Annotated in this window: 15 protein-coding genes; all 15 read right to left on the bottom strand. The window is 46.0% G+C overall.

What is annotated here, in order from left to right; translation table 11 throughout:
• Positions 1 to 8 precede the first annotated feature (8 nt).
• Complete coding sequence (locus O0V13_RS10195; protein ID WP_221444439.1) at positions 9 to 473, bottom strand: nuclear transport factor 2 family protein; 465 nt, start codon at positions 471 to 473, stop codon at positions 9 to 11.
• A gap of 24 nt (positions 474 to 497) precedes the next feature.
• The gene (locus O0V13_RS10190; protein ID WP_268034874.1) at positions 498 to 935 is read right to left on the bottom strand and encodes a hypothetical protein; all 438 of its coding nucleotides are present in this window, start codon (positions 933 to 935) and stop codon (positions 498 to 500) included.
• Between the two features lie 253 nt (positions 936 to 1188).
• Positions 1189 to 1425, bottom strand: coding sequence for a 5-fold beta-flower protein (locus tag O0V13_RS10185; RefSeq protein WP_268034873.1), 237 nt, complete (start codon positions 1423 to 1425; stop codon positions 1189 to 1191).
• 138 nt (positions 1426 to 1563) lie between these two features.
• Positions 1564 to 2076: a DUF3347 domain-containing protein gene (locus O0V13_RS10180; protein WP_268034872.1), complete on the bottom strand. Its 513-nt coding sequence runs from the start codon at positions 2074 to 2076 to the stop codon at positions 1564 to 1566.
• A gap of 147 nt (positions 2077 to 2223) precedes the next feature.
• The gene (locus O0V13_RS10175; RefSeq protein WP_268034871.1) at positions 2224 to 4005 is read right to left on the bottom strand and encodes an efflux RND transporter periplasmic adaptor subunit; all 1782 of its coding nucleotides are present in this window, start codon (positions 4003 to 4005) and stop codon (positions 2224 to 2226) included.
• Positions 4006 to 4026: 21 nt separating this feature from the next.
• The gene (locus tag O0V13_RS10170) at positions 4027 to 5451 is read right to left on the bottom strand and encodes a TolC family protein (protein ID WP_268034870.1); all 1425 of its coding nucleotides are present in this window, start codon (positions 5449 to 5451) and stop codon (positions 4027 to 4029) included.
• A 10-nt stretch (positions 5452 to 5461) separates the two neighbouring features.
• Complete coding sequence (locus tag O0V13_RS10165; RefSeq protein ID WP_268034869.1) at positions 5462 to 9286, bottom strand: efflux RND transporter permease subunit; 3825 nt, start codon at positions 9284 to 9286, stop codon at positions 5462 to 5464.
• A 106-nt stretch (positions 9287 to 9392) separates the two neighbouring features.
• A complete protein-coding gene (locus O0V13_RS10160; protein ID WP_442780918.1) occupies positions 9393 to 9827 on the bottom strand; it encodes an HYC_CC_PP family protein in 435 nt (144 codons plus the stop codon).
• A gap of 233 nt (positions 9828 to 10060) precedes the next feature.
• Positions 10061 to 11359 (bottom strand): hypothetical protein, encoded by a 1299-nt coding sequence (locus O0V13_RS10155; RefSeq protein WP_268034867.1) that lies wholly within the window; start codon positions 11357 to 11359, stop codon positions 10061 to 10063.
• A 172-nt stretch (positions 11360 to 11531) separates the two neighbouring features.
• The gene (locus O0V13_RS10150; protein ID WP_268034866.1) at positions 11532 to 11912 is read right to left on the bottom strand and encodes a hypothetical protein; all 381 of its coding nucleotides are present in this window, start codon (positions 11910 to 11912) and stop codon (positions 11532 to 11534) included.
• A gap of 149 nt (positions 11913 to 12061) precedes the next feature.
• Positions 12062 to 12274, bottom strand: a complete 213-nt coding sequence (locus tag O0V13_RS10145) for a GDCCVxC domain-containing (seleno)protein (RefSeq protein WP_073094976.1) — start codon at positions 12272 to 12274, stop codon at positions 12062 to 12064.
• Positions 12275 to 12874 carry a mercuric transport protein MerTP gene (gene merTP / locus O0V13_RS10140; protein WP_268034865.1) on the bottom strand — a complete coding sequence of 200 codons (600 nt, stop codon included), beginning with the start codon at positions 12872 to 12874 and terminating at the stop codon, positions 12275 to 12277.
• 42 nt (positions 12875 to 12916) lie between these two features.
• Positions 12917 to 13120 carry a hypothetical protein gene (locus O0V13_RS10135; RefSeq protein ID WP_268034864.1) on the bottom strand — a complete coding sequence of 68 codons (204 nt, stop codon included), beginning with the start codon at positions 13118 to 13120 and terminating at the stop codon, positions 12917 to 12919.
• 34 nt (positions 13121 to 13154) lie between these two features.
• Positions 13155 to 13544: a metal-sensing transcriptional repressor gene (locus O0V13_RS10130; RefSeq protein WP_144606304.1), complete on the bottom strand. Its 390-nt coding sequence runs from the start codon at positions 13542 to 13544 to the stop codon at positions 13155 to 13157.
• On the bottom strand, positions 13541 to 13927 hold the full coding sequence (locus O0V13_RS10125) for an ArsR/SmtB family transcription factor (protein ID WP_144606302.1): 387 nt from the start codon (positions 13925 to 13927) through the stop codon (positions 13541 to 13543). Before O0V13_RS10125 ends, O0V13_RS10130 begins: the two co-directional genes overlap by 4 nt.
• Positions 13928 to 13937 lie beyond the last annotated feature (10 nt).

Here is a 13937-nt window from a genome sequence, read left to right as displayed (position 1 = left end):
TTAGTTGGTTAATGATTGGTCTGTGGTTTTCTTGCTGATGAATGGGTTTGCCATATTTTCCATTGACCGTTTTCTTTTTTCAAAATGCTGGAGGCAACTCCTTTTCGCTCAATAACTGACTTGTCCTTGCTTAGCACAATGGTGTATTTGTAGGTTTCAGTAGCAAAGGCAAATGGCAAAGCGACTTCAATGGCTACTTCATAGTCACTAAACTTGAAAGATTCGAAATGATGGAGCTCCGGGCCCAGGTGGTTGGCCAGATAGTCCTGATATCGGCCTTCAACTTTGCCTGATTCAATAACAATTGATTGCGATACAAATAAATTACCTGTGCCGGTTGTATCGAGGCTTTCAATGGCCTGTTTGTATGATTCCAGGACTTGTTTTACCTGGTTAATTTCATCCGACTGTTGCGCTTGAGTCTTCACGGCCACTATGGCAGCAAGACCAAAAAAAAGCAGTTTCAATTTCATAGATTTTGGGTTAAAGGATTGTTTTTAGTTTTTCTTAAATGCGTTGTAATTAGCCTCTGATTCAAAGTAGGCAACTGCGCCTTGCGGGTTCATCAGCACGATGTAAGCCTCCGATTTATCTACAGGATTACCACTGTACGGATCAATGGCGATCCTTGCACTTTCCAGGTTGTTAAGCTTATCCACGCACATTTCACAGCAACCATAATAGGTTTTGCCATTGACCGGTACCGGGATTTGCTGCTTGCCCATGTAGGCGTCATTCACCATGCATACCAGGCTTGGTTCCACCGGTCGCTCAATTTCATCTGGGCTATAGCCTATAGAAGACTGTAGCTGCTGATGGTTAATCCAATACACCAATGCTGTGGCTGTCACTAATAATGCCGCAATGGTCAGGTAGGCATACACCAGATTCCGGGTAGATGTCTTAGGGTTGTCCTTGTTGCTTTTCTTCTTCATGACTTTTCCGTTTGGTGCCTGATGGAAGAGTGGCGGCAAGATTGTATGCATGACAACCTACACAAGGGCCACTCTCCAACAGGGCTTTACTTTTTTACTTATCTTCCTCTTTTTTCATTTCCTTTTCCAAGAAGAAACAGTGTGTAGCACACGCATGAAGCTTATAGTTTTTGTGTACTGTGCCTTTCTTGTGACCTTCCGGATCCAGAATCTCGCATTTATCCCCTATCGTTTTGGTGCTCAGGATGAAGACTCAATCGTTGTTGTAATAGCGGCCATCTTTTTTGGCTTTGCCTAGGGAATTACCTTCGGCATCATACACTTTACCATTTTTGATAAAGCCCAGTTTTTGACCCTGATTGTTAAAGACTATGTCTTCTTTACTGATGTACCCGAGCTTGGTGCCCCGGTCATCCGATACCTCTCCTTTTCCATTGATGTGAATAAGGCGTTGCTCTGTCTTGCTACTTGGCTGTGCCAAGACCCCCATGTGCTACCAGCAGCATTCCTCCAAGGAATACGATGCTGAAAATGATGTGCTTGTTCACGATACATTTAATTTGTACCTGCATGAAAAGGAGGGAGTAGTACAAAAGTCCATTCCATCCGATTCATACAGGTCTTTGATTCAATTGATCGTCTCTTTTACACTCCCGCATTTCAGCATTTTGTCACCGAAGTATGGGTTGCGGATCTCCTTTTCATTGGATAGCCAATAGCCTCCTGTGTTGCCGTTGGCCATCGGGCAGTATTCCAGGTAGAGTTCACCCATGCTGATATCAGCACCCTTCACCAAAATGGTCATCTCATTGCTTAAGGCAGTAAAAGCCTTTCGCTGGTTTTCCAGTGAACCCGCCTGCGCAACTTTGGCCGCCTCTGTATGGACTTTATCACTGCCTTTTACATTGTGAATGGCTTTCACCAAAGATTCAGAAGCAGATTTTGCTTTCTGAAAATCAGACGCCACCAAAGCATTCTTCAAAGTGATGTAGTGTGTGTAGGAAGAACCTAATGCCTTGTCTTTGAACATTGGTTCCATCTTTTGACTGCTCGTTTGTGCTCCATGCGCTGCATGGTCATGTTGTGCGGTTGCTCCCCAGCTTACTAAAGCCAGGCATAGCATGATCATTGTTTTTTTCATTTTTCTATTTGTTTAAAGGTTAAATACTTGAATCAGGGCTAAACCAGTGACCAGAAGAATGACTACTCCCCAGACCATCCGGCTGACCCATTTTTTTATTGTTGAAGGAGCTTTTTCATCTCCGGTTTTACAGCAACTTTTCATCTCTTAATGGTTATGTCCACTGGCTGCTTGCTTGGCAGGGCCTCCTTCTTCAAATACTTTTTGTCCCTTCAGATAAGTTTCTTTCACCTCTCCACAAGACAGCATGGCCTCTCCGTAATAGGGGTTGAGAATCTCTTCCGATTCACTGAGCCAAAAAGCCCCTTTATTGTCAAAAGCCATGGGGCAGAAATCTTTGTATACTTTATCTTTCTCCAACCCGAAGGACTCTGTCACTTCCAGTATGCTTTCTGAAAGCATAGCGAAGTGCTGACGAAGTGCTTCCAGGTCTTTTGCTCCTTTCATCATGGTGACAGCTCCTGCCAATTGTTCCTTTAGCGCCATCCAATGATCATGCGCTTTCCCTTTGAGGTTACGCATTTCTACTTTTGCCAATGCATTTTCCACTTCTAACAAACCGGATCGGGCTTCCTGAAAATCATCTTTCACTAGGGCGTTCTTCACTGGGAAATAAGCATCGGCTATGGCAGTCATTTGCTGACGAAATTCCTGAGGCACCTCCATAGTCTTTGTTTCAGGGCGCATCAGCATGCTGTAGTTACCGGAAAGTTGGGCTGCAGCATCAATGGCAAACACACCATTGGTCACTATTTCCTCCCCGGCCTCCAGCCCAGCTTCCACCAACCACATTTCACCCATTCGGGGGCCTATGGTGATTTCACGCATTTCGTAAGTTGGAAATTCAGTATCAGGTACTTTTACATACACGATTGAACGCTTGCCCGACCAAAGCAGAGCGGTGCGAGTTATGGCCAAAGAGGATTGCCCTTTGCGTAAAGTGGTCCGCACCCTGGCGTTGATGAACATTTCAGGTCGCAGCTCTCCGTTGCTGTTGGAGGCCTCAGCCCTCACAGAGGCTGCACGGGTTGAAGAATTTATGACCGGATCTATGTAGGTAATCTTAGCTTTAAAGGTCTCTCCGGGAATGCCTGCTGCGGTAAAGTTGACCTCATCACCGATTTTTACAAATGGGAGATCGGATTCATACGCATCAATCATTATCCATACCCGGTTCAGGTCAACTATATCAAATAAAACTGATCCAGTGTTCACATAATCACCAACTGAAATATTCCGCTGGGTTACAATACCACTTTTGTCGGCCAGCACATCAAATTGATCCCTTACTTTTCCTGTTTTTTCTATCTCATCGATTTGGTTTTCGTTGAGTTTCCAAAGCCTGAGCTTCTCACGTGCAGCGGTATAAAGCTCAGGGTAGGTCTCTTTCGTGGAGGCAGCTTCCAATAATTCCTTTTGGGCTGTAACCAACTCAGGCGAATAAATGGTGGCCAATCGTTCCCCGGTTCTTACCACCTGCCCTGTGAAGTTTACAAAGAGCTGCTCTATTCGCCCGGGAAATTTTGCCGTAACGGAAGCCAACTGGCGTTCATCGGCCTTCACTTTACCGGTAAGGAAAAGCTCACCTTCAGGTGACACTCCTGTAACTCTGGAGGTATGGATATTGGCCATGGCCACCGCTTCAGGGGTCATCTCATGAATCAATGGATTCGAACTGGCTGATGACCGTTTAGTGGAAGCTGGTATCAGGTCCATTCCGCAAATGGGACATTGGCCGGGTTCCGATTGCCTGATCTGCGGGTGCATAGAACAGGTCCAAACCTCATTACCTTCATCATGGTTATGCACGGCTGCTTCCGTCTCCTGATGACCTGAAGATGGTTTTACCATCCAGCCGAGTACGCCTCCCAATGTCAGCGCTACGAGCACGATCAGTAGGAGTTTTTTATTTTTAAATATTTCTTTCATCGTTTTAACTTTTTAGATCAATTAATTCAGTTCTGTTGCTGCCAGGTTTTCCAGCATGGCAATGGTGACGTGCTGATCTACTATTGAAGTGATCAGCTTGAGTTGATAATCGAGCAATTGCTGTTGTACCCGCAGCACTTCCTCGAAATCCCGTCCGTCAGTAGCGTAGCTGGTCATCAGCAGGTTCAGAGTTTGCCTGGCCAGGTCGGTTTGCTCCCGGTACAGCTTTGTCCTTCTGGTTGCATCGTCCAAATCCCGCAAGGCGGTTGACCATCGGGTGGTCAACTGATTGACGGTGTTTTCCCTGCGCTGCTGAACGGCCAATTGTTTCAATTCCGCCTCTTTCTGTAAAGCATTGTACTTTTTCCGATAGATGGGTATAGTCAGCCTCAACATGGGCATCACCATGTCATTGCCGCCCATCGGCATTCCGTTTTCAGTGCGTGGACTAAAAGGTATATAGTTTACCCCGGCACCCAGCATAGGCCTGCCCTCTAGTTTTGCCATTTTCTTCTGTGCTTCGTAGGCCTCTGCTTCGGCATCCAGCATTTTCAGCATCGGATTGTTCTGTGAAATGCTATCCAGGATAGCCCTCCGCTCAAAAGGAACGGAAGTTTCTGCCAGGGTGTCGGAGATTGTTACTTGATGATCGTATTCACGGTTGAGCAACTGGTTGAACTCTACCTGCAAGGGCAAGCGGGAATCTTCCAAAAGTGCCAATGTATTCTCCAGCTCCTTAATCTCAATCCTGACCCTCAGGACATCACTCATGCCTGAGCCGCCCCCGTTCATTGATGAGGAAGTACCCATTGAAGAACCACCTTTTGAACTGCTTTTACCGGAAGTGCCACTGGTCATTCCACCGCTCATTCCACCCATTGACGATGCTGATGAGGTGGAGGAACCGCTGTTCATGCTTGTAGCTTGCTGCATATTGCTAGGGCCGGAACCGGTTCCTATATCTGCACTCTGAAAACGAATGAGCGCCAGCCGCTCATACTGTTTAAGAATCTCAAGGTTTTCCTCCGTAATGCGGATTTCCTCTTCTAGCCGATACAGTTGATACCAGGTGTTTTTTACCTGATAAAACAAGCGGTATTTGGCATCCTGAAACACTTCGTACTGCGCCAGTGCCATTTTGCTTGCTTCATCCTTTTGGGTTTTCAGCATGCCGAACCAGGGAAACATCTGCATCAACTGGATGTCGGCTTGCTGGTTGCCCATGAACCGCTCCATTGGTTGAAAGAAGAAACCCATGGTCAGTTCAGGATCAGGAAGTGCTCCCACCTGAGGTACTTTTTCCAAAGAGGCCAGATATTCATTGAAGTAGGCTTTTAACTCCGGGTTGTTTTCTGCTGCTACTTTCAGGTATTCATCCAGGCTTTGTGAAAAGCTTGTGGACTGAACTCCTAAAAACAACAGGAATATGATTGCTATTTTTTTCATCTTCCTCTATTTATGATTCAGTAAATACTTCGGGATTGCGTCTTAACTTGCGCTCTGCCCACCAGCAGTATAGGACTGGCACCAGCAGTACTGTAATGATCTCGATGATCATACCCCCGAATGAGGGAATGGCCATTGGGATCATGATATCCGAACCCCGGCCTGATGAAGTAAGCACCGGCAAAAGTGCTAACAAGGTGGTGGCTGTGGTCATCATGGCTGGCAATACCCGCTTTTGTCCGGCCTCCAAAACTGCGTTACGCACCTCTTTCACGCTTTCCGGTTCCCGTTTTTCGAAGCTTTGCTTCAAATAGGTGGCCACTACAACGCCATCATCTGTGGCAATCCCGAACAAGGCAATAAACCCGACCCAAACGGCCACACTCAGGTTATACACCTTCATTTGGAAAAGCTCCCGCATGTTGGTGTCGAAGACAGTAAAATCCATGAACCAGTCCTGACCGTAAAGCCAGAGCATCATAAAGCCCCCTGAAAAAGCCATCGCAATCCCCGTGAATACAAACAAGGTGGTTGAGACAGCCCGGAACTGGAAATACAGGATAAGGAAAATAGCCGCAAGACAAAGCGGAACCACTATGGCCAATCGCTTTTCAGCCCTTACTTGATTTTCATAACTTCCTGAGAATTCATAACGAACCCCGGCAGGTACAATGAGTTCGCCCGAATCAATTTTCTCGCGAAGGTGGCGTTGCGCATCTTCCACTACTGTTACCTCCGCAAATTCCGGGAGCCTGTCCAGGAGTACATACCCCACCAAAAAGCTATTTTCCCCCCTGATCATTTCGGGCCCAGGCCGGTAGGTGATGTCTGCAAGCTGCCCAAGTGGGATATAATTGCCCAGTGGCGTAGGTACTTGCATGGACTCTATGGCCGAAGGGTCATCCCTGTACTCACGGGCATAGCGGACTCTGATCGGGAAGCGTTCCCGGCCTTCCACCGTGGTGCTGATTTGCATTCCGCCAATAGCCGTTTCTATATAGTCTTGTACATCCCGGATATTGAGCCCGTAGCGGGTAATCTGATCTCGGTCAATGGCAATTTCGAGGTAGGGCTTGCCGACAATACGGTCGGCAAAAACAGCCTCTTTCTTGACAGAGGGAACTTCCTTGAGATACTTTTCCAATTGTAACCCAAATTCTTCAATGGTTTTCAGGTCCGGCCCATAAACTTTAATCCCCATAGGCGCCCGCATACCCGTTTGGAGCATGACCAGCCGGGTTTCGATCGGTTGAAGTTTGGGAGAGGATGTAACACCCGGAATATTGACCACAGAAACAATTTCATCCCAGATATCATCAGGCGTTTTAATATGAGCCCGCCATTGGCGGAAATACTCGCCACTGCGGTCTTCAATGAGTTGATTGACATCAATTTGTTCCGGGGACATGGTCTCCGGGTTATAGGTGGTTCCATTTTTCAGTTCAAAGTGACCATCATCATTTACTTTGAACCGCAGCTTGTTTCCATTGATATCGGATACGTATTCGCTTTTGTAGTTAATGGTGTTTTCGAACATCGAGATGGGAGCCGGATCAATGGCTGTTTCTGCCCGGCCGGCTTTACCGACCACCATTTCCACTTCGGGGATGGCCGTTACCATCATATCCAGTTTTTGCAGTACCTCACGGTTTACTTCTATGCCGGAGTGCGGCATGGATGTGGGCATCAGGAGAAATGAACCCTCATTGAGAGACGGCATGAACTCTTCGCCTAAGCCCGGAAACACTTCAGATACAGCCGTCCATCCTGAGGTTTCCCTTAAGTTCCAGCCTAATTTTTCTGTTGCTTTTGGCAAAAAGCCGAATACCTTGTCAAAACCCAGCCAGATATTGGCCCCCAATAAAATAATGACAACAGGTGTAACCAAGAACAAGCCTTTATTGTCCAGGCACCACATGAGTATTTTCGGATAAACCCTGAGGAATAGAGCGAAGGTGCCAAGCACCAGGCCGAGGATTACAGCAATAAACAGAAAATTGACAAGCAGGCTATTGGATACCCCCAAGGGCACCCACTCTGTAGTCAGCAGCCAGGCTACAGCCACCACGGTAACGCCTACCATCATCAGGTTCCGGTATTTACCCAGTCTGTCAGGATAGTGCTGCAGCAGTACATTCACCAGACCAAAACCAAATAATACCCAGCCTGCCCATGACCAAACGGTGAATGCGACAACAGGGCCTGCTACCATTAGCAGATAGTTTAGATAGAGTCCCGTTTTTCCCTTTGCTTTTTTCATGGAAAATATCCAGTGCGAAAAGGCAGGCATGATGACCAGCGTAAAGATCACCGCTGATACCAACGCAAAGGTTTTTGTATAAGCTAACGGGCCAAATAGCTTTCCTTCAGCAGCTTGTAGCGTAAATACCGGCAAAAAGCTGACTATGGTCGTGCTGACGGCTGTTAGAATCGCAGTGGCCACCTCAGTGGTGGCATCATACACGGTTTTTAATTTTGACTGGCCTTCGGGAGCAATTTCCAGATGCCTGAGGATGTTTTCATTCAGGATAATCCCCAGATCCACCATGGTTCCGATGGCAATGGCGATACCGGAAAGTGCCACAATGTTGGCATCTACACCAAAGTACTTCATGAAGATGAAGCACATGAGCACCGCCAGCGGCAAGAGGGCGGATATCAGAATAGAAGCCCTCAGGTTGTACACCATCACAATAATTACAATGATGGTGATCAGAATCTGGAGGCTGATGGCTTCATACAGGGTACCGAGTGTCTCGTAGATCAATCCGGTGCGGTCGTAAAAAGGGACAATGGTCACTTTAGAAACCGTGCCGTCTTCCAGTGTTTTGGATGGCAGGCCATCGGCTATGGTATTGATTTCTTCTTTTACCGCATTGATGATTTTCAGCGGATTATCACCGTAGCGGGCAATGACCACACCGCCCACTGCTTCGGCTCCTGATTTGTCCAGGATGCCGCTCATGTTTCTTGGTTGGGGGCCAATGTTTACCTTGGCAACATCTTTTACCCGGATCGGGACATTGTCCGTTACTTTTACTACAGCCTTGTCCAGATCAGCCAGCTCTTCTACATAACCCAGGCCTCTTACGAAATAATCCACCCGGTTTACTTCAATGGTGTTGGCTCCCACATCGATATTGCTGTTTCTTACGGCCTGCATCACATCCATGAGGCTAACCCCATGCGCTTTCAGTGCGGCAGGGTCAACATCTACCTGGTATTCTTTGACATATCCACCCACAGAAGCCACCTCTGCCACCCCTTCCACTGCAGTGAGGGCGTAGCGTATGTAATAGTCCTGGATGGTGCGCAGTTCGTGGAGATCCCAACCTCCGGTAGGGTTTCCGTCTTTGTCCCGGCCTTCCAGCGTGTACCAATACACCTGCCCCAGGGCGGTAGCATCAGGGCCAAGTTTTGGCTGCACATCCGGTGGAAGCAAACCTGCCGGTAAAGAGTTGAGTTTTTCCAGCACCCGTGACCGGCTCCAGTAAAATTCAATGTCTTCATTAAAAATGATGTAGATGCTGGAAAAGCCAAAAGCTGAACTACTCCGCACACTTTTTACACCGGGAAGGCCCAGCAAAGCCGTGGTGAGCGGATAGGTGATCTGGTCTTCCACATCCTGCGGAGACCGCCCCATCCATTCGGTAAAAACGATTTGCTGGTTTTCTCCAATATCCGGGATGGCATCTACAGGCACAGGATCACGAGGGAGGAAGCCCACCTCCCAGTTGAACGGGGCTGTAACAATGCCCCAGGCTACAATGAGTAGCAATACGAGAACGGTAACGAGCTTATTCTCGAGAAAGAATTTGATTATGGAATTGAGCATTTTTCATTCAATTTTCTTTAAAACTGGATTGACTTGAGCGCATACAAATGCATGCACTTGTGGCGCAGCATAATGCTATGCCTAGTGAAAGAATTGAATGAAAAGCTTAAATAAGGAAGGATTGAACGAGCACAGGTATGTCACGCTCAATCAGAGGGGGGGAATAATCGTTATACGAATAATAATCAACTGCAGGAGCGCTGAAAAGAAAGGATACCACAGCGTAGAGCACTGCGATCATTTGAAAGTCAGGAACCGCCACTTTGGACACTTGGGTAAGGTCTTCATGTCCTTCCATTACTACAGCCTGGTCTTCGCAACAACCCTTTTTAGTGACCTGCTGATGTTCGCAATCTGGATCATGCTTATCCGTGGCACAAGGTGATTTCTGTGTGACCATTTCACATGGCTCAGCTCCTGAAAAGAATGCAATGTTCTCCAACTGCCCCATGCAAAAGTGCATCCCAAGGGTGAAGCTCGTGGAACTGAGCAGCACCAATATGGAAAGCAGGATGGCCGATATTTTTCTAAAACGTTGCACTTTGGAGAAAGTCTAATACGAATCTACGGAATTTAGTTCAGAATGTTCGATTTTAATATCAAAAATGATGGTTTGTATTTCAAATACCTCAATATGTAGATGTTTGAGATTTATTTTCCATCTAAAAATTTTGGTCTGTTGATGCTTATTTTTAAAGTCGTTATCTCTTATTCAGGAATGATCAGGAATGAAAAGAACCCCGTGTGGGTGAACTCATCCACACGGGAGTTCCGTCAGAAACTAATCACCGCTTCAACCACGACTCCACTAAATTCAGCCCCGGCAAAACGCCCTGTCCAAGCATTGCCTTCATATTGCTGCTTCATGTACTCAACTTTTGTTAAAACGTTCTTTGACAGATACCAGCCTCCACCAAAATTGACCCTGCTGATTTCCAAATCTTCTGTGGCACTTTCTCTCATCTTGCCATTTACTGTATTGTACCTTCCACCTATGTAGAACTTTTCATTTGTACCAAACCGATAAAGAAGTTCAGCGGCAAGCTGTGTGAAGCCCCCTTCAGTATCTGATTGGGGCTGGGTAAATTCATTGTTGCCATTGGCCAACTCATATATCCCGAAGAATTCCAGTCCCTTGAATTTGATGAATGGATTGATCTGTAAGGCGGTAAGTTTTGTGAATCTGGCATTGAACCTTCCATCTCTTGGACCTCCTTCAGCAACTCCATTGGCATCAGGTAATGTGTACAATACATTATAATACCTGGTCCCTGCCCTGTCACCACCATATAACCAGGTTCCAGTTGATGTACCATTATTGATATACCAGGAACCTGTTAACCGCACTCTGAAGTCTTCATTAAGTTGCTTGTCAAATCCAAGTTTGCCATAAAATGATGGCTTATTGTCTGTATTGTCGTTCACCGTTACATTTTGATTTAGCTTACCGTTTGTGAGCCCAACCACAGCCAAAAGACCATTTTTTTGAACAGTAATTTCACCAAATGCTTCAGTTGAAAAAGCATCCATAATGTAGTTGCCAACAAAGGGATTGAAGATCGCCCGGGCATTGTCAGAACGTCTGAAATGGGCATCACCATAATTGAACTCATCCAACCCAATCGTTATACTGGTATATTTCATTACCCCTTCTAGGAATTCAGGCTTGATAAAATCCAGTTTATCAATTTGCATATAACCACCTTTGATCCAGGATTCATTATGAGCTCTGGAAGAAAGATAGGTCCTAAGATGCATGCGAACTCCGTCCAATACCTGGACGTCCAGGTTGAGGTTGGCAGACGGCAAATTGAAGTCTGATCCCAGTTTGGTCAGGTTACCTGCCGTATTGCTTTGCCTAATACCTTGAAACTGCATGGCGAAATCGCCACCAACCCTCACTTTTAATCCATCAAAGATAACTGTATCCTCTTTTGAGGGCTCGAATACATTCAGGCCGTTTTTATCGTTTGGCCTGAAATATTGCAAGCCTCGTTGTTGGGCGTATGTGGTATTGATCACTATCAGTGTCAAGGCAATGAATACCAATTGAATTTTATGAAACGTTTTCATGATTTTAACATTTTGTTGAAAGGCTGACTAAAGAAATTTGATGATAGTTTTGTCAGATAGATCGTGTCTAATGCTGTTCGGATATCCCGGAGCAGTTATATTATACTGAACTATTTCCGACATTGCCCAAGGGTTTCGTAACCCCGGCAACTAACTGATAATCAGATGTCAGCTAAAGAAGAAATGACTGGAACAGGATAGAGCGATACCGCCCTGACCAGCCGGGGGGAGCCTTTTTAGGAGTTGTGTAGTTTCTTGACTCGAAAAAATGTGTAGAAGGCAAATGGAAAGATGGCTGAGCCATTGCCGCATGTAAAAAATCAATGACCAGAATGTCAGAATGAGGTGTCCTGAAATCATCGAGAGAGAAGACGGCTTCCTGATCCTCACAGCCATCACAAGGGTTGCTGTGATCGTCACAGCATGGTTCGTAGTGTTTTAGAAAAAGCTCGAAGCTAATCAGTTCGCCCCCGCAAAAGTGCTGAAACACTGCCATCCCTTTGCCAGGGAGGAGCATTGCAATGAGCAGGACGATATATAAGTTGCGCTTCATGAGCCTTTTGATGTAAAATACCATCTAGTGAAGGGGTATATGTTTGTTATCCCCTTCAATATGACTCGAAAGTACGCAACGGTTATTGAGAGGGCTATGACATTGCACATGTCAAAACATGATGTATGTCACATAAAGCATTGTCTACCCTAGCAACATGCTTGATCAGAATCCAATTGTACTGGTGGACAAGGTGCTGAACCATAGCTGCAATACACGCAGCAATCCCCTTCCTTCGGTTTTAGCACCTGGTGGCAGTTTTCACATTCATAGAAATACTGACAGGCGTCAGTCGGCATAGTTTCTTCTTTCTGATGTCCGCAGTTGGGGCAAGTGATGGTAGATTCTAAGATGATTTCCATTTATTTCTCTGTTTTATTGGTCACTGAATATCCGGTTGAGTTGATGGCTTGTTCAATTTCAAGGACGTCCGTTTTGGATTTATCAAATTCTACGATGGCATTGCCCTGGTCGTAGGAGGCGGTTACATTCAGGATGCCGCTGAGCTTATTTACTTCATGCACTACATGCGCTGCGCACCCCTGACAAGTCATGCCTTTGATTTGAAAATTTACGGTCTGAATGTCTGACTTATCAACGATGATCACTTGCTTTTCAGATTTAGGGTAGAAAATGTGAGCATAAAGCGGGAACGCCAACATCAGGGCAGCAAAGACCGTGATTATTGAAAGGAACTTTCTTGTTTGCCAAAAGGAGGGCTGAAGGTCCTCCTCACAGGCACATTCTTTTTCCTTTTTGGCCTTTGGTTTGAGTTTCTGATACCAGGCAAAGCCTAATACAACCACTGTGATGCCGACAAAAAAAGGCCTTGCCGGATCGAGCCATGAGAAAGTGGACGCAATCCCGCTTGCACCGGCCACTAATGCAAGCACCGGGCTGATGCAGCAAAGGGAGCTTACTAAAGCGGCTAAAAGGCCGCTGGTTAAAAGGGAATTTTTCATATACTTAATTTTCAAAAAAAGAAGGGCTCTGCGCCCTCCCAGTTACTTTTTCTTACAGCAGGCGGGTACTTCCGCCACTTTCATGTCATAAGGACATTCAGGAGTGCCTGCCAAAGGGCAGGTAACTTTTGGACAATCTGGAGTACCTTCCAAAGGACAAGCTTTTGGAGATGAGTTGATCCCGTAAGCAAGGCCACCAATTGCGAGAATACCCGCTGTGGCGAAAACCATGAGTTTACTTTTCATATCAATCTATTTTAATGAAACATCTCTCCAAAGGTCAGTCACGGGGGGAGGGGGTGTCCAAACGTTCGGATAAAAATTTCTTCAATTCTTCTTCCACCATGCGGGCTTCTCGTAGTTTTTCAGGCACTTCTTCGAGTCTAAGCTCTGGAAATAGTTTTCTCAGCTTTTCTATTGTTTCTTCATTACCACAGTTACCAGGGCAGCTCTGGTAAGCTGACGAGATCCTTTCTGCTAGTGCTTTCCTGTAGGCATCATCCAATAACTCGTAAGTAGTCTTAGCAAGCATGGATTGCACAGCTTTTAGCTGCAAAAGGATATTTTCAACCTGGTCCGCATCATCTAATTTGCTAAGGATGTATCCCAGTTGACCAGTTGCTGTTTTTAAGGAAACTTTTATGCTTTGGGTGAGAACATGGGGTATCATAGGGCTGGAATTGAATTTGGGAGATTAAACAAATCGAGCACTGATGAAATGATTCGCTGACTTTGCGCTTCTACTGAATAGAATATGGTTTGTCCGGATTTTTTGGTCGTCACGATCCCAGCATCCTTCAGCTTTTTCAGATGTTGGGAGACGGCCGGCACGGTCATGCCCAAGATGTCTGATAAGTCGCACGGACAAAGTTCATTTTCCTGTTTCAAGAGGTACAGGATTTTGAGGCGAACAGCATTACCGGCTAGATTCAGTACATCCGCCAGTTCTAAAAAGCCTTCCTCTTTGCTTTTCAAGTCTTCCCTGCACCTATTGATCTGGTCGCTATCGGCAAAGACACGGATACATGTATTCATAACTTCGTATTTAAGCATTTGCTTAACA

The sequence above is a fragment of the Algoriphagus sp. PAP.12 genome (genome assembly GCF_026652115.1).
Classification (GTDB): Bacteria; Bacteroidota; Bacteroidia; order Cytophagales; family Cyclobacteriaceae; genus Algoriphagus.
The sequence above is the reverse complement of the archived record's forward strand: the minus strand, read 5'-3'. Positions and strand labels throughout refer to the sequence as shown.